We start from the raw sequence: 23,063 nt of genomic DNA, 5'->3' as shown, positions 1-23,063 counted from the left end.
AATAAAGGGCTTAGTTGATGCGGGCGGGGACTTCGACAAACTGAATCTCTTCGCTGCCTTCATAGACATCTAAGAGTTTCTTGATTTGCGGGCCTGCGCCGTCGATTTGAGGCCATTCCCAGCCATCTTTTCCAGGGAAGCCAATACCAGCATATTCGCCTGCGGCATCGACGTAGTAGGCCATCGCGAGGCCCCAGTAGAGTGTGCGCACTTCGACGACTTTGCCGCTGTCCAGTTCGCGTGATTCACTGGTTTGAGTGATGGTGGTGTTAAACTTATCCGCTTGGCTGAGGATACCGACGATGTTTTGCACGCGCTCTCCGAGGGAGAGTGTTGTATCGCTAGAGTCTTCGGGGAGGCGCCGAATCAGTGGCTTGATTCGATCAATTAGAGGGGCCGGCATCGTTTTGACGATGGCTTTAATCTGCGTCTCTAACTCAATAATGGAGCCTTCGACGACGGCTGAGGCTTCGGCGATCGCTTCTTTGGTTGCCGTGAGTTCGGCGCGATCTTCATCGGCTGCAGTGGCAGAGCTATTGAGTTCTTCGAGTGAGGTGTCTAGGCGTGTTAGCTCGCTGCTGAGCAACTTTTGAGTGTCTGCTAGAATCGATTGTTCCAAGCGCCAGTCGCTCTTTTCTTTAGAAGTAATTTGGCGAGTTTGGACCCATTGGTCCAGCACGTCGCGTGTGGATCCGATATCTGTTTGCGCAGTGAGCGAGGTTGTGGAGATTCCGGCGCAGAGCGCCAAGCTAAGTAAATGCTTAGATTTCATAATAGGATTATGGTAGGAGTGGATGACGACTTGAAGCGTAATGTTGTTAAAAAGTCACAAATTAATGGATGATGGAATTTAACCGCGCATATCAGAGGAGAATACGCTAGAATTGCACACCAGCGCGTAGGACAAAGGTGCGGTCTTCTGTATACACCGCATTGTTGCCGCGGGCGACTATGTCTACTGCATCAAAAAGGTTAATGACCGTAAGTTGGATATTGTAGGTAGGAGCATCTTTTGTCTTATCGTAAAGCTTGCCACGCCAGCCAACGAAGACGGATGTTTCGAAATTGTCGTCGAGCCAAACTGCGTGCTTTTTGGCTTTGGCGCTGCCAGTGACTTTGTCGGGGTCGTTGGGGTCTTTGTATTCGTTTACACCGAGGACATCCGATTTGCCGTCTCTTAAGTTAATGTCGTTCCGGTCTTTGAATTTGTCGTTACTATAGCCGACGTCTTCGTAGTAATTACCGAGGTAGGATTTGTCGCGATACTTCTGAGTGAGTCCGCAATACCAACCTTTTAGGGCACCATCTTTGAAGCTGTAACGTGCGGTGAAGGTTGCAGTGTTGCGGGCCGTGCCTGGGTAGAGGCTCCCTTCATCGATGCCTGCTGGTGCTTTTGTGATTTCGGTGTCGAGGTAGGCATAGCCGAGGAAGAGTGAGATGCTGTTCGTTGGATTGTAGTAGATGTCCGCTTCGAAGCCATCGCTTTCGACATTTGTGCCGTCTAGGTTAGCGCCTGCTTTGTTGAAGTTATCATTCGCATCAATTAAGCCAGGGTAGAGTGTGCGTAGCACGGTGTCGCTATAGCTGAGTGGGTCATTCTGCTTCTCTATATGGAATGCGATGAATTGCCCTGTGAGTTTGCCGTCGAGGAGGTCGTATTTGAGCCCATACTCGAAGCCTCGTCCGGTTTCCGGATCAACAGAATCGCCATCAGGAGTGAGTTTCCAGCCTGTTGGTGACTCAATGGACTCAGCATAGTTGGCGAAGACTGCCCAGTTTTTGTTGAGCCAGAAGAGAGCGCCGAGCGAGGGGCTGGCTTTGTAATAGTTTTCGTCGATTTTCGATGGGTTGGGATCATCGCCAACACCGCCATCTTGGATATTTGAATATGAGGAATCCACATTCATGATATCGTAGCGGATGCCGGTGAGTGTGTGGAGGCGTCCTCCGAAATAATTGCCTTGAAGGGCAGTCCATGGGGCAGAAGTGGTCACGGTCGCATCGCGCTCTTGCTTTCGAGTGTAAGAACCTACGCCACCATCGATGTATCCATTCGGATATGAGATGTTCGGGTTGAGGATGTCTAAATCGCTGGAAGACACATTATCGCGATGGTCGCGGTTGCCGAAGATGAATTGATAGTAGTCTTTCGTGGCATCGCTCCCTGCGTAGGTGCCGTCTGCATTTACATAGCCTTCGTAGACCAGCGCATCGAGGTCACTAGTGCTATGGCGTTGATCGTAGTCGAGGCCAATGATGAGTTGCTGCTTTGAGCCCATGACTTCTGTATTCCATGAAAGGGTGTTACGTAGAGAGGTGGTGTTGTCGGTATTATGCTGTTTTTGCCATGAGGGTTTCATGTAAAGGCGTTGACGATTGGACGCGCCAATGCCTCCGACTTCTTTGTCTTCATCTTGCACGCCTTGTGAAATTGATGCGTAGACGTTTTTGGGATCCGCATGGCTACGGATGTCGTTCTGCCACTCTTCGCGCATCGCCGACAGTTTAAACTGTAAGTCGTCGGTGATCATATGAGTGACGTCACCTTGAGCGAAGAAGCCTTTGCCTTCACGCTCTTCATCTGGGGAGACTAGTGTGCCGGTATTTTCTGCGTTAATCCCTGACATGAACGTTTTGAGGTCCTCTTCGTTGTCTATGTTTACTAGCACGTCTCTGTATTTTACATTATTGGCACTGGGGTTTGGGGTGTATTGTAGTGATCCGTCGTTATATTTATAAATGTAATCTTTGAGGTCACTTGAAAGTAAATCAACGACATCAGAGGTGAATGGAAGGCCATCGGGTATGCCGCTCATACCATTGGTGCCAGTTTTACTCTGATACATGCTCGGGGGGCTGTTGCGCTCTTCTTTGAAGCCTTCGAGGTGGAGGCGCACGGTGGTCTTTTCGGTTGGACGATAAGTGAGTGCTGTGGTGAGGCCGTCGTATTTCTTCTCTTTGTAATCTTGGTTATATTGCTGCTTCGTGTGCACACCCATCACGCGAATGGCGAGCTGATCATTAATGATTTGATTGCCATCAAAGTCGGCGCGGAAGAGGTGCTTGTCGCTGACGGCGGTATTGAATGCCAGGCTGTCTTTGTTTAATTCGGCTGCTTTGGCGAGGAAGTTGACTTTACCGCCAGGCGCGGCTTGGCCGTAGACGAGGCTATTGGCGCCACGGATGATCTCGGCGCGTTCCACGTTGTAGCTATCTTGGGCGCTTTGGCGGGGCATGAACTCGAAGAGCTGGAAGCTGCTGCGAAACCCGCGAAAGCGGATCGCACGATTACTGAAGCCATCGTCTTCCATCTCTGCACTGGCGATGATGCCTGAGAGGTCATCAATATCGTAAAGGGAAAGGTCGCTTATCATCTGATCGTTGACCGCTTGAATCGTCATCGGCGTATCTTTAATCAGTGCGTCGGTTCGTGAGCCGGCGAGAGAGTTGGCAGAATAGTAGCCGCGGTCATGCTCGGCGGAGACGACGAAGTCGGGTAGGATGTGGTAGACCTCATCCTCTTCGGCTGGATCGTTATCAGATTCGGTGTCTGCGCTGCCGTATTCGTCGGTGGTGCTGTCGGCTACTTCGGTTTCTGCGTCTGGAATCGTAAAGGCGGCAACGCTGTCTTCGCTGGCTTCGGCAGTGTTGTCGACTGCGCTGGTTGCGTCGGAGTCCGCGTCGGGCAATTGAAAGAGGGGCGTGGCTTCGTCGCTCGAAGCTGTTGGGGTGGCTTCCGCGTCTGGCAGTTGAAAGAGAGGCGCGTTTTCGTTGGATGAATCGGTTTGCTCGGTCTGAGCAAACGTGGCGCTTGTGCCAGCCAGAAAAATCGAGCTGATAGTGAGGTATTTAGGGATAATCATAGCGGTGTGGGGGTAAGTGAATCCTGCCGGGCAAACGGTGGGATGATAACATTCATTGCAGGAGTAACTTCAATGAGAAATGTAGAAAAAGCGAATAACGGTGTAACAATTTTAGACAAGGGACGATAACTGCAGTTGCAGGGAGTAGTCTCTAGGTCACTGGTTATTGATTATTACATCAACTTCGCAAAAGTGTTAATTTTGGCAGGAAAACACTGCAAACGCGTAACTATAAGGCGGTGTCTATGCATGCGCGCACGCGAACACCTTACACATTGCTGGCAATGGTGTTGCAAGTCCTGGCGAAGCTGACGGTGCGCTTCTTAGCTCTCGTCGCTGCTGATCTCGGCGAAGCGCATGACTTCTTCTAAGGTCGTCGTGCCAGCTTTGATGTGCTCCCAGCCGCTTTGCTGGAGCGAGCGCATCCCTTGACTAATAGCTGTATCGCGGATGACGCGGGAGGACTCGCGCTGCACGATGTGTTCGTGGATTTCTTCGGACATGCGAAGGATTTCGAAAATAGCGACACGGCCGCGGAAGCCGAGTTTACGGCAACGTTCACACCCGACTTGTGTCTTGGCTAGGTGCCCGTATTGAGCCTCTGCCGGGTCGATACGCATTGTAGTGAGGCAACTTTTTACGTGGTGCGGCTCGTAGTTGGCTGGTTGTGCGCAGTTCGAGCAAAGGCGGCGCACGAGGCGCTGGGCGATGATCATCTCCACGGATGAGGCGATTAGGAATGGCTCGATGTCCATGTCCGTTAAGCGTGTCAGTGCGCCTGGGGCATCATTGGTATGCAGGGTGCTGAGCACGAGGTGGCCAGTGAGCGAAGCGCGGATTGCAATGTCGGCTGTCTCGCGGTCACGGATCTCGCCGACCATAATAACGTCAGGGTCTTGGCGTAGGACAGCGCGCAGCGAGTGCGCGAAGGTGAGGCCGATGTCGGCATGCACCTGGGTCTGGTTGACGCCGGGGACTTCATACTCGACAGGGTCTTCGACTGTGATGATCCGTCGTTCGGGACGGTTGATCAAGCGGATGAATGCGGTCAATGAAGTGGATTTACCAGAACCTGTCGGGCCTGTGACAAGAATAATACCGTGTGGTGCGGCCAGCGTGCGGGTCACCAACTCTTCCTCGTTTTCCTGAAGCCCGAGTTCGCGCATGGAGAGCGGCTTGGTCTTTTGGTTGAGTAGGCGTAAGCTGACGCTTTCCCCATACATCGTGGGGAAGGTGGAGATACGAATGTCGAGTTCGGTGTCGCCTGCGCCAAAGGAGATGCGACCGTCCTGTGGGCGGCGCTTCTCGGAAATGTTGAGCTTCGCCATGATCTTGAGGCGAGAGATGATGGCGTCTTGGAAGCGAATCAGATTATCTGGCACGCGAATGGCGACGAGTTCGCCGTCGATACGGTAGCGAATCTGTAGTGCATCACGGTGTGGCTCGAAGTGAATGTCGGTTGCGCGGTCACTGACGGCTTTTTGCACGACTTCGTTCACAAAGCGGATGACTGCTGCGTCCTCGTCTTCAGCTTCTTCATCCTCGGCTTCGTTGGTCGCGATATCAGACTCATCGAGACTGCCTGCTCCCACGCCGAAGCGCTGTGTGATCGTGTTGATGACCTGCTCGGGGTCTCCTAGGTGCCACTGGGGCTTACGCCCACTGACGGCAAAGATCCATCGATCCATCTGATCGTTCGGCGGCCATAGGGTGACGAGTGGGATCGGGCCGGTGTTGCTTAGCGGCTCGTCGCTAAATTCGTCTGTATTGCTGTGCTTCCTTACGGGGACGCATTGATAGGCATGGATGAGGCGTAGTGGCAGGGTTGCAGTGGGGTTGTCGATCAGTTCGATCTCGTTGAGCACCGGTAGGTTTGCCAGTTCTGCCACTTCAGAGACGAGTTCACGCGTCGGTCGGTTTTGCAGGGTTGCAATTTGGACAAGGCGTTCGGAGCGGGGCAGTGCTTCGATCTCTTCACGTGCGGCGTCGCTGAGGTCTCTGTAGATACTGGATAGGTCCATGTTTGGGGGGAATTCTGAAATGCTGAAAGTTTGAAATGCTGAAAACCAGAGGTGTTCGTCGCGGAACGGGAGTCAGGTTGTGGATCGGCTAGGGCGAATATAAGTTTCGCGAAGTTTGATGATTACTCTGCTACGGGCAACTCATCCTTTTCCCAATAATCGTCACCATAGTCGAAGAAAATTTCTTCGCCGGGTTCAATCACGCGGAGGGCTTCGAATCGGGCAGATTTCCATCGCGAAGAGACGGTGAGGAACGCATTTGGGGTATCGCTATGATTGATGTAGCGCGTATAATTCGCCTTCGGGCCTTCGCCGACGATGATATGAGTGCTGCAGACCCAGAGCACGTAGGCGGAGAATGGGCGATCGGGATTGTGAAACTCTTCTTCGGTAATAATCTCTCCAGTGTAGTAGCCGAGGGTGTCTTCGGGTTGGAGACGAACCTTTGTGAACAAGCCTAGCCCAGCACCCTCGATGCTGGAGGGCTTGATCTCAAAGTCGGATTCTGTCCATTTCTTCGGTTTGGGCATGTCTGAAGGACGTTGAACATCGAACGCGGATCGTCCAAGTCTGAATTGCAGGAATTGTTATCCGAGGGGTGTGTGTCAGGGGAGGCGGTGCGTGACCGTCTCGAATGGCAAAGCCTTTGGCGATTTTCGTGCTTACCAGCGAAAATGGAATGACTGGGTCGATGAGGCCAGTCATTCTTGGAGGTTCACGATGCTCTAGATAGTTCGTTTTGTATTGAGTCTTAGATGGTGAGCTCCCGTAATTAACTTTTTTGAGGACAATAAAAGTTGTTTTTACTGTGTTGAATGTTCGCAGTTCGTCCCGTGAATATGAGTGAGAATAATAGCCAACCTATTTGTGCTGAACCTGAATATGACGTGATCATCGTGGGAGGTGGTCCCGCTGGGTCTTGTGCGGGCACCTTGCTGGCGCAGGCGGGTTTTTCGGTGGCGATCTTTGAGAAGACTGTGTTTCCTCGCTATAAAATCGGTGAATCGCTGCTTCCCGTGGGGAACGAGGTCCTTAAACGTATGGGTGTGTGGCCTGCGGTTGAAAAGGCGGGGTTCTTAAAGAAAAATGGCGCAGAGTTTAAGACGGCGAGTGATGATGCGGCGGTGCATAGTGTTTTCGCGAACGGACTACTGGCAAATGCTGACTATACTTACCAGGTCGAGCGTTCACGATTTGATGAATTGCTATTAAACCATGCGAAGGCGAGTGGTTGTCATGTCTTTCAAAATTCCAGCGTGGATTCTGTTGAGCAAACAGAGCGCGGGTGGCGGGTGGATGTGTCTGTTGATTCGACTGTCGTGCAATGTGGGGCGCGTTGGTTGATTGATGCAGGCGGGCGCGCTTGTTGGTTGGCTCGTAAATTAAATATTCCACGTAGTCCCTTGCCTTATCCAAAGCGTGTGGCGGTGTATAATCATTTTCAAGGAGTCGCGTTACAGCCGGGAGGCAACGCAGGTAACATTGTTATTACTCGGTTAGCTGATGGTTGGTTTTGGAATATTCCACTCTCGGATCAGCGATGCTCTGTTGGCTATGTGTCGACGCTGGATTCTTTTAGAGCAAACCGCGAGAGCTCTGAGGCTTACTTTTGGAATGCGGTGCAACAGTCCTCTTATCAACAAACTCGATTAGAGGGGACTCAGGCATTAGAGCAGTGGCAGGTGACTACGGATTACAGTTATATACATGAAGCATTCTGTGGCGCTCGATATTTTCTTTGCGGAGATGCTGCCGCGTTTATTGATCCCGTATTTTCGTCTGGCGTATATCTCGCATTAACATCTGCAGAAATGGCTGCAGATGCGATCATCGCGGTTGGGGCTCAGCCTCAATCCAATCTGTGCGAGAAAGCGCAACTTCGTTATACGAATCAGTTGAAGAAACGCATTCGGGTGATGCAGCGCTTGATCGAGAATTTCTACGATGACGATGGTTTTGCTGTTTTTATGAATCCGACGCCTCGTTTTGGTTTATTTGCAGCAGTTAACAGTGTGGTGGCTGGAAATACGCATGAACCGCTTCGATTAAAGTGGCGCTATCTGGTTTTTAATTGGATATGTGTCTTGAATCGCCGTTGGCGCTTTGTATCACGAGTTAATTTATCTCCGAACCCCTCAGTATTAGAAAAAAATGAACGAAGTTAACCATAACGTTCCTTATGACATAATTGTCATTGGCGGAGCTTTGTCGGGTGCTGCTACGGCTCTTTTAGCCAAAAGGCAGGCGCCAGAGCTGAGGATTCTGATCGTTGAACGTTCAGAGGAGTTTAAGCGCCGAGTGGGAGAGTCTACGGTCGAGATTAGTTCTTATTTTCTTGGCAATGTATTAGGCCTTACGGATTACCTGCAAGAGCACCACTTGAACAAGCAGGGGCTGCGTTTTTGGTTTCAAAATGAGGACAGCACCTGTCTCGATAGCTGTAGTGAGATCGGCCCGCATTACAATGTGAAGTTAGCGAGCTACCAGGTGGATCGTGCCAAGCTCGATGAGCATGTGTTGGGGCTGTGCGTGCGCGAAGGCATCGAATTGCTCCGGCCTTGTGTGGTGAAGGATTTCGAGCTGAATGCCGGCGGGACGCAGCGAGTGAGCTTAAAGAAAGGGGATGAGCGACTGCAGCTCGGTGCCCGCTGGTTAGTGGATTGTTCGGGTGTTTCACGGATTTTGGCCAGAAAGTCAGGTTGGCTTCAGCGCAATGAGAGCCATCCCATTAGCACCGCCTGGGTGCGATGGCGTGGCGTGAAGAGTTGGGATGATCCGGAGATTCGTAAATGTTTTCCGGATTTTGCTAAGCGCTGTTACGCTCGCAGGAATACGGCAACCAATCATTTAATCGGCCGCGGCTGGTGGGCTTGGTGGATTACGCTCAAGGGGGGCGATGTCAGTATTGGTATCGTCTACGATGAACGTTTAGTTGAGCTTCCCGCGGGGGATAAGCCTATTGATCGGTTCAAAGGCTTGCTCTATCAGCATCCGATTGCCCCCATCTTATTGAAAGAGGCGAGCTGTGTGGACGGTGATTTCCATTGGCGTAGGCACATGCCTTATTCCTCTCGGCAGATGGTGGGAGATGGCTTCGCCTTGGTCGGTGATGCGGCGGGGTTTATCGATCCGTTCTATAGCTCGGGGATGGATTGGATTAGCTTTACGAGTTTTGGCACCGCGGACTTGATTGTTCGAGAACGTCAAAATCGAGTGATGCCAGAGGACTACACCGCCCGTAATGAGTTACTCTTGGGCTCATACCAGCACTGGTTCGAGTCGATTTACAAAAACAAGTATTACTATATGGGCGACTGGGAACTCATGCGCATCGCGTTCAAACTTGACCTAGGATTGTATTACTTAGGCATAGTTTCTCAACCTTATCGTCTTGGAGATAGTAGTTTTAATGCGGCTCCCTTAAACGGGCCCTATACGCGTTTCCCTGCATGGCTAATTACAACTTACAATCGACGTCTTGCCGCGATTGGGCAAATGCGCATGAAGCGCGGGACCTGGGGGAAATGTAATGATCGGCATTATTTCGCATTTAATAGCTTCAGCTTCGACAAAAGCTTACTATTTCGAGTCATCGGAAGCTTGTTCGCTTGGTTGCTACTTGAACTGAAGGAAGGTTGGCGTAGCTGGGGTCGCCCAGTGAAAGATGCAGCGGTCAGTCAATCCACGAGCGCTTCAGTAGCCGGTTCTGATAGGAGCCAATAAAGCCGTAATGAAAGTCAATACTGTCCTTTTTAGGCTGTTCATTTTTGGGCTGTCCCTCGCCGCAGGCTTGTCGCTATTGGTTGCGATTGATTTCGACATTGAGCGAATCCTCCCGCTGATTCGCGAAACTCGTCCGATCTATTTCATCTTGATGATGAGCGTCCTACCGCTGGTGGGCTTTCCTATTGCAGTATTTTACCTGTTTGCCGGTTCTGCCTATGTGTGGTGGCATGCTTGGGCATTTTGCACACTCGCTTTGGCCATTAATATTTCGATCTCTTACCCGATTGCTAGGTATCTGTTGGCGTCACCGATATCAGCATTGTTATCCAAGTATGACAGATCGCTACCTGAATTAACGAAGCGGAATCAATTTCGAGTCACTTTCCTTGTGCGCTCGATTCCCGGCGTGCCTTATTTTATCCAGAATTATATGCTGGCGGTGCTCGGGGTCGACTTCGTTCCTTATTTTGTGATCTCATTGTCGATTCAATCGATTTTCGCAGCAGGCATGGCTGCGGTGCCTCACTTGGTTGAGGAAACGGGCTGGCTTCCCGTGGCGATGGTTGCTGGGATCATGGGCTTATTACTGCTATTACGGCGTATCTTTGGTGCCAAATAATGGCAATGTTATCTTGACCATTGGCTGCCTTCGAAATGAATAGTCCCCATGGCAGACGACCTACAGCTCGCACTAAAAACATTAATCATAGAGACCTTGGACCTGAATGATCTGCGTCCTGAGGATATTGGTGATGATGAACCGTTGTTTGGTAGTGGTTTAGACCTCGATTCATTGGATGGTCTGGAGTTGGTTCTGCAGCTGGAAAAGACGTATGGCATTAAGATCGGTAGTAGCGAAGCGTCGAAGGAAGTTCTCAAATCGGTGAATGTGTTAGCGGCCTATATTCAGAAAGAGATCGCAGGACGAGTATAACGATTGTCATGCCTTCTCAGCCTTTACCTGTTTGCTTTAATCACTCGGTTCATATTCGGGAAATAGCGTGCCAGACCTGCCATGGTTCTGCTTCCGAAAGTGTCTCGGCTTTGTTGCGAAATGAGGTGGGGCTTCGGTTTACTCCCATCTACGGCGAAGACGGGGGCGATTCGGTGCCACTGGCACTTCGTAGCCCGATGCAAAAGTCACTCCCCCCTCGGTGGTGGAGCGACCTCCTGTCTTTTATACAGCCACTTGTGTCTGCGGATTGGGGCACGGTGCGTCGGCCCGTTTTTCTCACCAGCAGCAACTTCGGTATTGATGCGCTCTATGGTGTCAGTTCGGAGCGCGATGTGAGTTATGCGCCATGGGCAACTCCTCATGGCTGTCTGGCATTTCTCAAGAAGGAACTCGGATGGGGAGATAATGTTACGATTCTTTCCCATGCATGCGTCTCCGCTCAATTAGGCCTGTATCAAGCCGCACAGTCGATTCATCAGGATTTTGCAGATGAGGCTCTAGTGCTTTCGTTCGACTACGTCGGCCCCTTTGTTGCTGCAGGGTTTCATTCTCTGAAAATTTTAAATGGCCAAATGCCTGCACCGTATCAGGCGCAAGAATTTGGTTCGATCGGGATTGGAGACGGAATGGCGTATGCGATTCTGGATAAACAAGATAAGGCGCCACGCATCACTGCTCAGGCGTTGTATAATGAAATGTATCACTTCACTTCGAATGCGCCCGATGCGAGTGGATTTACGAAGACGATCCTTTCGATTCAGCAGGCTCTAGAGTCTGATAACTATTGGATCAAAGGGCATGGCACGGGCACATTGGAAGCGGGTCGCTTCGAGGCGGAAACTACGAATAAACTGCTGCCGGGGCACCCATTGGTTTCATGGAAAGGGTCGATCGGACACACCTTAGGTAGTTGCGCACTGGTCGAATTGGCTTTGGCACTGGCTGCGCATGAGCAAGGAGAAATTCCAGGGACGGTGGCAACGACAGGGGAGTGTCTTGCGCCGAACGTCCAAAAGGACTCATTTGCGGCGAAGGACTTTGATTCTACCTTATTCTTGAGTAATGCATTTGGAGGGGCGCACGGCGCTATGGTAGTCAGTTATGTATAAGCGTTACATACATGCCTGTTCTTGTGTTATCCTTGATCCTGCGAATGAGCAGGCAGAGATCGCTGCGATTAGCGCGACGTTGCCTCGACGGGCAACACGGCGCATGAGTCGTCTTGGCCTCATGCTGAATCATCTGCTGGAGCATATGCCCCTCAACTTCTCGACCACGCTGGTTTACGGCACTACCTTCACTGAGGTCGGAGCACTCGAAAAATACCTAGACAGTTTTCCTTACGCCAGTCCGCTCGCGTTTCAGCAATCGATCCATCCCGGTGGAATTGAACAGGCCTTGATTTTGAGGCAACAAGAGGTTGGTGTCCTGCTACCGTTGGCGGGGCAGAGAAATCTACTCCCGCAACTGCTTAAATCGGCGTTTTTAAGTGGAACGTTAGAGACTGTGCTGAGTGGGGGAGAGGAGGCCGGAAGTTGGTTGAAGGAATTCGGTCTGTCGTCTGACAGTTCCTACGCCTTCGCCATGCACCTTTCTGAACAGGAAGAAGGTAGTATCGGATCTCTAGAGTGGAACCCAGAATCGACACTCGAAACAAATGTTGCGTTACCCAGTTTCGAAGCGGCCATCAGGACTTTTGACGAACGAAAGAATGCGGTCATTGATAGCAGCCACCACGGGCGCTTCAGTATCCAATGGCAGTGAACCAGCATAGACCAACCATGTCGAATCCGGGCCCGTCGTGGGGTTACTGGATAATTGCTTCCGGTGAGAAATATCTACCCGCTTGTATTTTTCGGACTGGCCTGAACATTGGTATTTTCATCGCAATGCTGTTCATGCACCAGCAGCGGCGTGCGAGTGCCGCCTATTGGACCGCCTTAACCGGCAGGAAACCGTCTCTTTTTGAACAGTTTCGTCATTTTGCGGCATTTACCGAAGGTCTGGTGATGAAGCTTCGGGCCAGTCGTCAGTTGCCCCATTTCGAGTTCGCACCAGAGGCCCACAAATCTGGCTTTTTGGAGCTTTGTGCCTCGCCGAAGTCAGCACTCTTAGGCACCTTTCACGTCGGTTATTCCGATATGATGGGCTGTATGTTAAGTGGCTTTGATCGACAAATTCGTATGGTGAGACTTCGGGTCGGCAACTCATTAGACACTGAAAAAATAGCCTCTACGTTCGCAGGGAAAGTGGGATTCCTTTGGGTCGATAATCATGAGGAATTTATTTTTCGCCTGAAGGATGCGATACAATCGGGGGAGTTGATCGGCTTACAATGTGACCGTCTTGAGTTTGCCTCCAAAACGGATGTATTTGATTTTATTGGAGAACGGCGAGCGTTCCCCATGACGATTTACCATCTAGCCTACTTGTTTCAGTGTCCAGTCGTATTCTCGTTCACCGGCCCGCTGCAGCGCTCTGGAAAAATCGAAGTCTACACGTCGCCTGTATTCCATCCCTGCGAATCCAAACAGGCCAATGCCGCAGCGTCGAAGTCTCATTTCCAGGCGGTGCTGGATGTGCTTCAGTCTTATTTGCGCAAGAACCCTGAACTATGGTTTAACTTTATTCCACTGAATCGTGAGGTGTCGGATCGTGATGTTTGACTCCTTTAAACAGTATTTGAGGACAATATGTTACTATTGTTACCTATTGATCTTCTTGATCGGATTATGGACGCTAAACCTCTTGGGTATCTTTGCATCGATCCTACTCAAACGATCGGATGCTCGAAGGCTATTACGTCAGTTTGTATATCGCTGCGTGCAACGATACATTGCTTTGCTCATTCGGTCTGGATGTCTACTGACTAATCACGAAGTGCTCAAGCACCTTGGCACGAGTGGGCGGGGCTCAGTGATTATTGCGAACCATCCGAGCATTTTGGACGCACCCATTTTTTTAAGTCAGATTCCGAATGTCATCTGCGTTTTTAAGTCAGCTCTGAAGCAAGGGCTTCTGCTGTCTAAGGCCGCATCAATATTGGGATATTTGAGTAATGACACCGGCATCGGTTTGTTGCGTGGAATGGTGGACGCACTCGAGCAGGACGAAACTGTGCTGATCTTCCCAGAAGGCACTCGCACTTCAGCAGGGGGTGACTTTTCTCAATTCAATCGGAGTTATGCGCTCGCAGCGATGCGTTCGCAGGTTTCGATTCAACTTGTGTATATTGATAGTGACACCCCGATTCTGTCAAAGCGGCAGCATTTCTTGCGTGCCGGCACATTTCCTGGAAAGTTTAATTTTGAACTGGGTCCGACGATTGAACCGGGTGATTTTCAGACAGTGCGGCAGGTTCATCGTTTTGTTGAGAATTGGTATCGTATGCGTATGGAAAACTTGGTGCCGAGTCCTCGGACGTTTTTACCCGTGAAGTGTTGTTTCACTCAGGACGAGGCGCAGATCACTGCCTCGTTTACGGTTCCTGAGTCACCGTTTTATTGTTTGGGGCATATGCCCGGAAATCCACTCGTGCCAGGTTACGTGCAGATGGCGTGGGTCCGAGAGGTATTAAGTCAGTATGAACCGCGGCCGGTCTTACGCTCCCGTTATATTCGATGGAAGTTTATACAACCAATATTGCCAAGTGATTGCGTGACAATCGTGATTGTTGCATCGGACTCGCGTTTCCAAGTTGGTTTTTATAAGGGTGAGTCAAAGGTAACACAGGGCCGAGTTATTCTTGAGCTTGATAGTGATTGATATGAATGCGTTTAACCCACTAATACTTATACCATCCTACAACACCGGAGCAGATCTGCTCATTCGGACTGTAGCGTCAGCTGTCGACAGTGGTTTCGACATATGGGTCATTATCGATGGATCGAACGATGGCAGTGCCGAGGCGCTGAGTCAGTCTAAGTGCGTGATCGAGCATCAGGTGCGAATGATCGTGAAGCCTACTAATGGCGGGAAAGGCAATGCATTGAAAATGGGCGCCGAGGCTGCACTGGAAGCCGGCTATACGCATGTATTGACGATGGATGCCGATGGTCAGCATCCTGCCTCGGCCATTGCGCAGTTGGTTGGAATTGCTAAAGAATCTCCCCGTTTCATTGTGATGGGGCAGCCGATCTTCGGCGATGATGCTCCGCTGGCGCGTGTGCAGGGCCGTAAGTTGACCTCGTTTTTCACCAATGTTGAAACGCTTTGGTGTGGCCTAGGGGATACGCTTTTCGGCATGCGAGTCTATCCACTCGTCCCCTTCATCGCAGCATTTGAGCAAACCAGTTTTGCTCGGGGCTTTGATTTCGATCCTGAGATTGCTGTGCGGATGGTTTGGGCTGGTTGTCAACCTGTGCAGTTGCCAATTGTCGTGTCTTACTTAAGTAAAGAGGAGGGCGGTGTCTCGCATTTCCATTACTTGAGGGATAATTTTAAGCTGACGCTGCTGCATTTTAGGCTTGTGCCAGAGTTTATCGTCCTTCGCTTGTTTCCACTCCTTCGTTATATAAAAAAATGGGAAAAATATCCTTAATTAGTCTGTTCTGCTTCTGCGGTCTTTTGACTGTGTCTGCGATGGCACCTATTTCTCTCGATCAACCGCCAGAGGCATGGCGTCCCGTTTTGACGAGACTCAGTGATGATGCACCCCTTCGTGCTTCGTTTGTGGAATACAGAAGTATTCCTGCGCAGAAGCAACCGATGGAGTATCGCGGAACCATTCGTTGGTCTCCTGAGTTTGGACTGAGCCTTGCTTATGAGAAACCTCAGGCATTGGTGATTCATATCTTCGAAGACACGATGTTTATCAGTGAGCCCGGTAAGCGGCTCAAGGTGGTTCGCGATCGAAAACGTAAAGCAGCGATGGCTTTTTTCACCCGCCTATTCGCTTGGGATTCGGCGTGGCTTGATGAAAACTTCACCAGCGAGGGGGCGTTGGACGATAATGGCGCGTGGCAGTTTACTATGGTTCCTCTTGACGGTCCAGTCTCTCGGGCAATGACCGAGATTAATCTGCGAGGGGATGCTCAAGCACTCCAAGAGATTATATTGAACCTCAAGGGAGATAAAACAATTCAAGTGAAGATCCTCGAGCAAACACGCCCAGCATTCTTTACGGACGAGGAAGGTCGCGCGGCATTTCCTGGCATCGATGACAAATAAGGCCCAGTTTAGTATCGTCGCGTTGGTTCTCGGGGGGCTGCTGTTGCTCCTTTGTTTGACGATACCGAAGACTCATTTTTCAACGAGTGTCATCGACTTATTGCCGATGGATACGCCCGAGGTTGATATACTTCGGGAAATGGCCGACTTGGAGCAAGGGAAGCAGATTACCGTTCGTTTATACAGTGATTCTGGTTCTGTTGATTCGGATGTAGTGGACGCGTTTCTGTCTCAACTCCAGGCATCAGAAGCGATCGATGATGCGTGGATTGCTGGAGAAGATGCCTTGTTGGATGTCGGTGCATATGTGTTCGAGCGCCGATTGAGTTGGTTGCTTCCTCAGTGGTTGGATCTGAACTTTCCTGAGTGGCGCGACGCGGATAGTGCGATTGCCACCGGTGATATCACTGCACATGTGGTCGATGAATTGGACCGTTTTCTCCAATCACCTGAAAGTATTTACCTTTCGGATACAATTGGTAGTGACCCTTTTTTGCTGCTCGCTCATTCGCTCGAATCGGTAAGCTTGTTTACCTCCGAGAGTGAGGACGAGGACGTGTTTCTTTGGGTCAAGCAAACGCATTCTCCGTTTAGTGATTTGGGGCAAGAGCCAGTATTCCAAGCCTTAGATGAGGCATTTAAGATCGCTCAAGGGCTACAGCCAGAGCTGCGTTTTGAATATTCAGGCATCTCCCGTTTTGCCAATGAGAGTAAGGTCTCGATTAAGAAAGAGATTCAGCTGCTGAACTTGTTTGGGCTCTTGTTTGTCTTCGCGATTTCGGCGTTTTTTGTGCAAGATCTTCGGGCGATCATTCGAATTGTATTTGTGGTAATCGCCGCACTGCTCACCGCAGTGGTGACGGTAGTGATCGTTTTTCCAGCCGTTCATATTATCGCACTAGTCATCGGTTCTATATTAACGGGGATCGCAGTGGATTACGGATTTCACCTGATCTTAAAAGAGAAGCAGTGCCTCCCGCGACGCACTGTCATCAAGGCGGTCGTGACTGGGGCGCTCTCGAGTTCCATGGGGTTTGTCGTGTTGCTGTGGGCTCCTTTACCCTTCCTGCAGCAAGTCGGTGTATTTGTTAGCTCTGGGCTGTTCGCTGCATTGCTGATGGCATTGTTGCTGAGCTCGTCTCAGCAGTCGACTCGGCTGAAGTATGAATGCCGTATAAGTCCGTTTCGATTGCCTTGGTGGACTGGGCCTACCGCTTGTTTGCTATTACTTCCCGGTCTGTTTCAATTGCAGTGGAAAGACAGCATTACGGACTTGGAATACCCGCTGCCTGAGTTGAAGGCACTGGAGACTCGTCTACGTGAGGACTCTTCGCCGCTCACAGGGAGTCGTGTTTATTTAGTGCACGCTGAGGACATCTTTGCCGCGCGTATCAAACTCGCCGAGTTGGTCAAAGGGGCCGAGCAGGATTCAGTCAATGCTGGGGGCTGGGTGCCTGTGTTTACAGATGCTCAACAGGCGCAGGTATTTTTCAGTCAACGGGATGATTTGGTCGAGCGTTTGTCGCGTGAGCTAGAACAACGCGGTTACCGATTCTCAGTCTTTGCTCCGTTTGTTGATGACTGGTCCACCTATGTTTCGACTCCGGTGACTGTCGCCGATTACAAGGCACAGGTCGATGACTTTGCGAATCGTTTACCTGGCCCGCTGAGTAACTTCGTTCATAGTGGAACCGAGATCGCTTGGTATATGGCTGTGTTGCCCGAGGGGGCAGTCGTCCCAGAGACGCCAGGAGTCCTTTTGCTCGATCAGGGGGATATGTTGTCTGAGGCATTCTCAGAGTATCGCCATCATATGCTATACTTCGCGGGGGTTGGATTGTTGTTACTGATACTCGGCGTGCTCATTTCTTATGGACTCGTGCGCGGTGCATTCTCTTTGGCGATTACAATGTGTGCAGTCTTAGCCGCCGTGGGGGTGGGGGGCTACCTCGGCGGAGAGCTTGGGCTTTTTCATTTAGTGGGGGGGCTTGTTGCCTTTTGTATCAGCCTCGATTACGCATTGTTTGCGGTGGAGTCCCATTGGAATCAGCATCGATTACCTGCGTCGATTACTATCTCGGCGCTGACGACCGGTGCGGTTTTTGGCCTACTGGCCTTGAGTCATATACCAGCGGTTAGCCAGTTCGCAGTGACCGTTCTCTTGCTGATCTCAATGACATTACTGCTCATTGCCGCTGGCTGGCCTTTGTTGAAACGTCGAGATGGACTGACTGATCGCTACCTCAAACGCCTACCACATGGAGAAGCTGCTGTGATGGTCGAGCGAATCGATTCGGTCGACGAGAAGACCATTCAGACCAGATGTATCGCCTCTCAGAGTGCACCCGTGGTTGGGGAGGCTCTGGTCGAGGCGATGGCTCAGAGTGCTGCAGCGTGGCTTGCCTATGTCAAAGAGGCGGAGGAAGGTCCTCGTTCTGGCATGCTTGTTCTTGTTCAAAATTGTGATCTGAATGAACGCGCATTACCGGCCGTGATGCCCTATCAGACGGAGGTCGTGGCGCTTTCTGAGGCTCAGGATGGGTTGATTTTTTTTGAGGGAAAATGTCAGACAGTCGCGGGCATATTGCTCTGTGAAGCTCGTTTTTCTGTCTATGTGGAGGGGGAAGAATCCGCGACTTAAGCACGATGTATTCAAGATGGCAGCAAACGGTATTCGAAAATTCGAATAAATTAGCAATTCGTTCATTTCCTGATGGTCGAACGCTTTCATTTATGGAGTTGCAGGGCAGGGTGGAGCGTAACATCGCTTCGATCCCTGGTATCTCAGGCTGGCGCAACCGGATTGTTGCCATACACTTACAGGATGCTCGCGAATGGCTTGAGGCGTTTATCACTTGCCAAGCTGTCGGTGCGATCGCGTTGCCCATCGATTTCGATGTGCCAGAGACGGGTGTTCGAGCGATTTGCGAGTCATTGCACGTCATTGCATTATGGCAGCAGCGGCAGATTCAAGCGTTCGCTGGGGCGACTGTTCGCAGGCCCGCTTCTTTGATTAAGCTGACATCTGGCAGCACGGGTGAGCCTCGACCACTGTTTTTCGAATCGAAGCAAATGATTGCAGATGGGGAAAACATCGTGAAAACGATGGGCATTCGCCCAGATGACATCAATTTGGCGACCATCCCTTTGGGGCATTCCTATGCGTTGGGAAATCTCGTGATGCCGCTGATTTTACAGGGAACTGCCATCGTGACGTCTCAGGATTTTTTGCCGTATAGCCTCGCCGAAACGATTCATGCTTCTGGCGCAACCATCTTTCCTGCTGTGCCTGTCATTCTCGATGGCTTGGTTCGGGCGAAAGTCCCGTGTGCTCAACTCGCCTCGATACGAACGTGGATTTCAGCGGGGAGTCCGTTGAAGGCAGAGCAGGCACAGGCCTTCTATCAAGCATTTGGAGCGAAGATACATAATTTCTATGGCACTTCGGAAACTGGAGGGATTGCCTACGATCGAACAGGAGATGAGGCGCTTTCGGGAGGTTCAATCGGTGCGCCGCTTGAAGGTGTGCAGGTTCAAACAGCTGCGTCTGGGCGGCTTTGGGTTTCCAGTGGGGCAGTGGTTCAGAGGAATAATGTTCGACGCCACGAGGATCAAGCGGCCTATTTGGTTGCAGATCTAGCAACTGTATTACCCAACGGAAACATTGCTTTGGTTGGACGAGGCTCCCGTTATATCAAGCTTGCTGGGAAACGTTTGAATCTGAGTGAAATCGAGCGCTTCTTGCTGAGCCAAGAGGGAGTCGACGCTGCCTATGTGACTGATTATCGAGATGGCAGAGGGCGCACGCGTGTGCTCGCGTCGGTCGTTTCGTCGCTTGCTGCATCAAGCATTACTGATGCCCTGAAATTGCGCCTACCCGCATGGAAGGTTCCATCGAAATGGATGTATTTCGATGCGTTTCCTGTTACCCGCAGAGGTAAAGTGGATGTCCCCAAGCTGCGGGCTTCCATTTTTAAACAACTGGATCCTCAGGGGAAATTGTAAGCTCGATTTCGACGTTTAGATCCGCTCTGCAAATATCCGCTTCGACTACACTATAAGTGTCCGATGGTTTTAACTTTTTTTGCAAGCCGACGAGTAGGCGTTTGAGGTCAGTTGCATTTCTTAGATAGACGTGAAAGTGACGTCTACGATCCATCCAATCGTCCATCATCGGTAGATCGCTCGAGGCCAGTGTGAGGTCAATATTTTCAAAGGTCATCGCCACTTGACTATCCAAATCTCCGATGAATTGAGACTCGTAGCCCTTAATCGCTGCAGTGCCCGAAATAAATAGCCACTCCTTCTGCGTGCTATCTAAAACGCGACTGATACGCGCAAATGATGGTGAGCGAGGGCCATATTTCTCAGGGTAGTGATAGGCGGGTGTTTGCTGTGGATTCTCTCCATGACGGACGCTCAGCAGGCTCGAGATAAATACAATCGTCAGTAAATTTCCGTTACAGCCTGTTGCGGAAGCCGCAGGGAAGCGATCCGAGCAGTCTGCTCCGTATCTATTGGAAAACGCGCGAGAACGGCCGCTGCAGAAGAGTTTATAGGCCTCAATGTTTTGCGTTCCATGTTTGTTTATTTGAGGGATGTAATTCCACATTCGGCACAGCGAGCGTGGTCCTATCGCTTTAAGAATCACATCGTAAATTGAAAGGGCCTGCTCTTCCAAGGTATCAATCGTGACTGGAATGCTGATATGGCCGATGAGAAAATGTTCGTTCTCGTAATGTTTGACGATTCCCGATTCGCCGTAAGACGCACCTCCGAGTGACAGCGCTTGATGGGCTGAGCCAGCCAATGGTTGCTGTCCTGTAGGCACCGCAGTCGCAGTTGCCATTGAGGACGCTATCTCCGGTGTGATTGCGTTGAAGGATAAATCCACAATGTCCTTTTCCGTAGGGAAATACCATTGGGACCGGTTAGATGAATTAGAGCGATTCACTGTGTGATGCGTCTGGACGATTTCGTTTGATTAGGCGTCTGGCTTGAAACAGAGAATGAGAGAGCAGCGGTAGCATAGAGATATCCTAGAAAATATATTCAATAGCCCCTGCTATTATATGTTGCCCTTAGTATATACAAGGCTCTTTGTTTATTACGATAGAATCGGAGCACAGAACCTCTTAAACGAACATATTATTACCATGATTTCGACAGATGAAATTCGCACAAAACTCGTTGGTTATCCTGAAACCATGTTTCAGCACTATGAGCAGTTTCAAAAAGAAGGTAATGCGGATGATCTAAGCCAATTTATAATCGAATTAATTCGTTTTATTATGGATTCCGAGGAGACCTCGGAGGTCGTGGTGGTGGATGCTACGAATTTAAGGGACGATCTTGGTGTAGACTCGATCACCATTGCCGAAGTCGTGTTTCTCTTAGAAGACGTTCTCGAGATCGAAATTGACAACGAAGAGCTGCTGTCCATCGCCACTTTTGGCGAGTTGAAAGCGTTTATTATTTCAAAACTATCGTAAGCTCGAATGCGGATTAAAACCACACATGCCTGCATTACAGGGGTCGGCTTTATTTCTAGTATAGGAAATGATACCCCCTCTGTTGTTCAAAGTTTGCGGGAGCTGCGCAGTGGTATACGACCGCACCGATTTCTTGGCGACGAGGACCGCTCGACTGTGCATGTTGCGGGAGTCGTAGATGGTTTTAATTTCGATGCACCTACGTGGGCGGGATGGCAGTATCCTTCTGGGTATTCGATCAAAAATGAGACTTTACGTGCGCTGCCGCCCCATGGTCTGTATGCTTTTTGTGCCGTTGAGCAGGCGCTGCGTGATGCGCAGTTGACGCATTCTGAGTTTTCGAGTCCACGTGTCGGCTTATTCTGCGCCTCCATTGGATCACCGCAGTTAATACACCGCTATATGGAGCAACTGTTCACATTCAAGGGGCGACGCGGTCCGCCACTTGGGGTCGTCAGTTCCATACCCGGCACCTTGAACTTTGTGCTATCGGCGCATTATGGGATTCAGGGGAGCAACTCGGGCTTCGTCTCTGCTTGTGCCTCCACCGCGCATGCGATCGGTTATGCCTTGGATGAGATCCGCTTGGGGCGCCAAGACGCAGTCATGGTCGTCGGCGCTGAAGAATTTACGCCGGAAAGTGCGCTTCCTTTTGCGGCGATGAATGCCTTATCTCGTAAAACTGGCTCAGATGCATCGTGCCCGTGGGATGCTCGGCGTGATGGCTTCGTTTTTACAGGAGGGGCTTGCGCGTTGCTAATCGAATCGCAAGAATTTGCTAAGAGGCGTCAGGCCAAGGTGTTGGCTCGTTTAACTGGATGGGGGCAATCGTCTGATGGTGTCGACCGGACGATGTCGCATCCCGAAGGTGAGGGCTTGTCGCGTGCGATGATGAACGCGCTTGGCGATGCAGGTGTTGCGGCGCAGCAAGTCGAATACGTCAACGCGCATGCCACCTCAACCAAAGTTGGCGACATTTCCGAAGCGCGTGCCCTCGGTCATGTCTTTTCGAATCATGGCCATAATCCTATCGTCTCCAGTGTTAAAGGGATCACGGGGCATAGTCTATCGATGTCAGGGGCGTTAGAAGCAGCTTTTTGCGCGAAATTTTTAGAGCAGGGGTTTTATGCTGGAAATGCACATCTTGAAACCCCGGACCCAGCCTGTTCGTTGTTGAATCTACCGAGGGTTTCGGGAGATGAGGCGTTGAATACCGTCTTGTCTAACAGTAGCGGATTTGGCGGGGCGAATGTTTCTCTCGTGTTGGAAAAAGCTTAGCGCGGGCGGGGATCGTTCACGCAGTGCCACCGGAGGTGTCCACCAGCGCAAGCAGGCTCACTTGGTCGCTGGTCGATCCGCGAACATAAAAAAAGCCCTCCGATTTCTTGAAGGGCTTTAAATGGCTGCTCGGGCTGGGATCGTTCACGCAGTGCCACCGGAGGTGTCCACCAGCGCAAACTGACTCACTTGGTCGCTGGTCGATCCGCGAACATAAAAAAAGCCCTCCGATTTCTCGAAGGGCTTTAAATGGCTGCTCGGGCTGGGATCGAACCAGCGACCAAGTGATTAACAGTCACCTGCTCTACCGCTGAGCTACCGAGCAAAAAGTCTCTTTTCTCTTGAGTGCCTTTTGGGCGTCTCAATCAAATTGAAGTCGGCATAAAGTTATTCTCGGGCGCGCTTGTCAATGCTTTGTCTTGAGAATTTTAATTTTTTTTTGAAAGAGATTTGTTTGGTTGTGGAAGCCGTTAAAAATGAGGGGATTGGCGAAATTGTATTTGAGCGTCCTGAGATCTAGTTTTTTCAATTTACATGCGATACTCTCGGGAGGTGGATG

19 protein-coding genes and 1 tRNA gene are annotated in these 23,063 nt (G+C 50.7%); 14 read left to right on the top strand and 6 right to left on the bottom strand.

What is annotated here, in order from left to right:
- Window positions 1-10: 10 nt before the first annotated feature.
- The 4 genes from GZZ87_RS15525 to GZZ87_RS15510 form a co-directional block, all read right to left on the bottom strand.
- The gene (locus GZZ87_RS15525) at window positions 11-772 is read right to left on the bottom strand and encodes a DUF3450 family protein (RefSeq protein WP_162071465.1); all 762 of its coding nucleotides are present in this window, start codon (window positions 770-772) and stop codon (window positions 11-13) included.
- Window positions 773-878: 106 nt separating this feature from the next.
- Window positions 879-3,863 (bottom strand): TonB-dependent receptor, encoded by a 2,985-nt coding sequence (locus GZZ87_RS15520; protein ID WP_162028180.1) that lies wholly within the window; start codon window positions 3,861-3,863, stop codon window positions 879-881.
- Window positions 3,864-4,186: 323 nt separating this feature from the next.
- Entirely contained in the window at window positions 4,187-5,884 is a 1,698-nt protein-coding gene (locus tag GZZ87_RS15515; RefSeq protein ID WP_162028179.1) for a GspE/PulE family protein, read from the bottom strand.
- Window positions 5,885-6,006: 122 nt separating this feature from the next.
- Window positions 6,007-6,414, bottom strand: coding sequence for an SET domain-containing protein-lysine N-methyltransferase (locus GZZ87_RS15510; RefSeq protein WP_162028178.1), 408 nt, complete (start codon window positions 6,412-6,414; stop codon window positions 6,007-6,009).
- Between the two features lie 309 nt (window positions 6,415-6,723).
- On the opposite strand from GZZ87_RS15510, the gene GZZ87_RS15505 reads away from it, so the two are divergent.
- The 12 genes from GZZ87_RS15505 to GZZ87_RS15450 all read left to right on the top strand — a co-directional run bounded on the left by GZZ87_RS15505 (window position 6,724) and on the right by GZZ87_RS15450 (window position 19,739).
- Complete coding sequence (locus GZZ87_RS15505) at window positions 6,724-8,049, top strand: NAD(P)/FAD-dependent oxidoreductase (protein WP_162028177.1); 1,326 nt, start codon at window positions 6,724-6,726, stop codon at window positions 8,047-8,049.
- Window positions 8,036-9,607 carry an NAD(P)/FAD-dependent oxidoreductase gene (locus GZZ87_RS15500; protein WP_162028176.1) on the top strand — a complete coding sequence of 524 codons (1,572 nt, stop codon included), beginning with the start codon at window positions 8,036-8,038 and terminating at the stop codon, window positions 9,605-9,607. The genes GZZ87_RS15505 and GZZ87_RS15500 overlap by 14 nt, the downstream gene beginning before the upstream one ends.
- A gap of 7 nt (window positions 9,608-9,614) precedes the next feature.
- On the top strand, window positions 9,615-10,229 hold the full coding sequence (locus GZZ87_RS15495) for a VTT domain-containing protein (RefSeq protein WP_162028175.1): 615 nt from the start codon (window positions 9,615-9,617) through the stop codon (window positions 10,227-10,229).
- A gap of 48 nt (window positions 10,230-10,277) precedes the next feature.
- Window positions 10,278-10,544 (top strand): phosphopantetheine-binding protein, encoded by a 267-nt coding sequence (locus GZZ87_RS15490; protein ID WP_162028174.1) that lies wholly within the window; start codon window positions 10,278-10,280, stop codon window positions 10,542-10,544.
- A 110-nt stretch (window positions 10,545-10,654) separates the two neighbouring features.
- Window positions 10,655-11,674, top strand: a complete 1,020-nt coding sequence (locus GZZ87_RS15485; RefSeq protein WP_162051286.1) for a hypothetical protein — start codon at window positions 10,655-10,657, stop codon at window positions 11,672-11,674.
- On the top strand, window positions 11,667-12,329 hold the full coding sequence (locus GZZ87_RS15480) for a hypothetical protein (protein ID WP_162028172.1): 663 nt from the start codon (window positions 11,667-11,669) through the stop codon (window positions 12,327-12,329). The genes GZZ87_RS15485 and GZZ87_RS15480 overlap by 8 nt, the downstream gene beginning before the upstream one ends.
- Window positions 12,320-13,231, top strand: coding sequence for a hypothetical protein (locus GZZ87_RS15475; RefSeq protein WP_162028171.1), 912 nt, complete (start codon window positions 12,320-12,322; stop codon window positions 13,229-13,231). The genes GZZ87_RS15480 and GZZ87_RS15475 overlap by 10 nt, the downstream gene beginning before the upstream one ends.
- Window positions 13,224-14,330: a lysophospholipid acyltransferase family protein gene (locus GZZ87_RS15470; protein ID WP_244648180.1), complete on the top strand. Its 1,107-nt coding sequence runs from the start codon at window positions 13,224-13,226 to the stop codon at window positions 14,328-14,330. The genes GZZ87_RS15475 and GZZ87_RS15470 overlap by 8 nt, the downstream gene beginning before the upstream one ends.
- Window position 14,331: 1 nt before the next feature.
- Window positions 14,332-15,105 carry a glycosyltransferase family 2 protein gene (locus tag GZZ87_RS15465; protein ID WP_162028169.1) on the top strand — a complete coding sequence of 258 codons (774 nt, stop codon included), beginning with the start codon at window positions 14,332-14,334 and terminating at the stop codon, window positions 15,103-15,105.
- Window positions 15,087-15,734: a LolA-related protein gene (locus tag GZZ87_RS15460; RefSeq protein ID WP_162028168.1), complete on the top strand. Its 648-nt coding sequence runs from the start codon at window positions 15,087-15,089 to the stop codon at window positions 15,732-15,734. Before GZZ87_RS15465 ends, GZZ87_RS15460 begins: the two co-directional genes overlap by 19 nt.
- The gene (locus GZZ87_RS15455) at window positions 15,724-18,375 is read left to right on the top strand and encodes a hypothetical protein (RefSeq protein WP_162028167.1); all 2,652 of its coding nucleotides are present in this window, start codon (window positions 15,724-15,726) and stop codon (window positions 18,373-18,375) included. The genes GZZ87_RS15460 and GZZ87_RS15455 overlap by 11 nt, the downstream gene beginning before the upstream one ends.
- A 5-nt stretch (window positions 18,376-18,380) precedes the next feature.
- Window positions 18,381-19,739, top strand: a complete 1,359-nt coding sequence (locus GZZ87_RS15450; protein WP_162028166.1) for a class I adenylate-forming enzyme family protein — start codon at window positions 18,381-18,383, stop codon at window positions 19,737-19,739.
- On the opposite strand, the gene GZZ87_RS15445 is transcribed toward GZZ87_RS15450, so the two are convergent.
- Window positions 19,708-20,583 carry a hypothetical protein gene (locus tag GZZ87_RS15445; protein WP_162028165.1) on the bottom strand — a complete coding sequence of 292 codons (876 nt, stop codon included), beginning with the start codon at window positions 20,581-20,583 and terminating at the stop codon, window positions 19,708-19,710. The two genes, GZZ87_RS15450 and GZZ87_RS15445, sit on opposite strands and share 32 nt — an antisense overlap.
- Before the next feature lie 307 nt (window positions 20,584-20,890).
- On the opposite strand from GZZ87_RS15445, the gene GZZ87_RS15440 reads away from it, so the two are divergent.
- Both GZZ87_RS15440 and GZZ87_RS15435 read left to right on the top strand, forming a co-directional pair.
- Window positions 20,891-21,226: an acyl carrier protein gene (locus GZZ87_RS15440; protein ID WP_162028164.1), complete on the top strand. Its 336-nt coding sequence runs from the start codon at window positions 20,891-20,893 to the stop codon at window positions 21,224-21,226.
- Window positions 21,227-21,232: 6 nt separating this feature from the next.
- Window positions 21,233-22,504, top strand: coding sequence for a beta-ketoacyl-[acyl-carrier-protein] synthase family protein (locus GZZ87_RS15435; RefSeq protein WP_162028163.1), 1,272 nt, complete (start codon window positions 21,233-21,235; stop codon window positions 22,502-22,504).
- Between the two features lie 250 nt (window positions 22,505-22,754).
- Here the strand turns inward: GZZ87_RS15435 and GZZ87_RS15430 are convergent.
- A tRNA-Asn gene (locus GZZ87_RS15430) sits at window positions 22,755-22,829 on the bottom strand.
- Between the last annotated feature and the right edge of the window lie 234 nt (window positions 22,830-23,063).

The sequence above is a fragment of the Lentimonas sp. CC4 genome (assembly GCF_902728235.1).
Lineage (GTDB): Bacteria > Verrucomicrobiota > Verrucomicrobiia > Opitutales > Coraliomargaritaceae > Lentimonas.
This window is presented reverse-complemented; position numbering and strand designations above follow the sequence as displayed.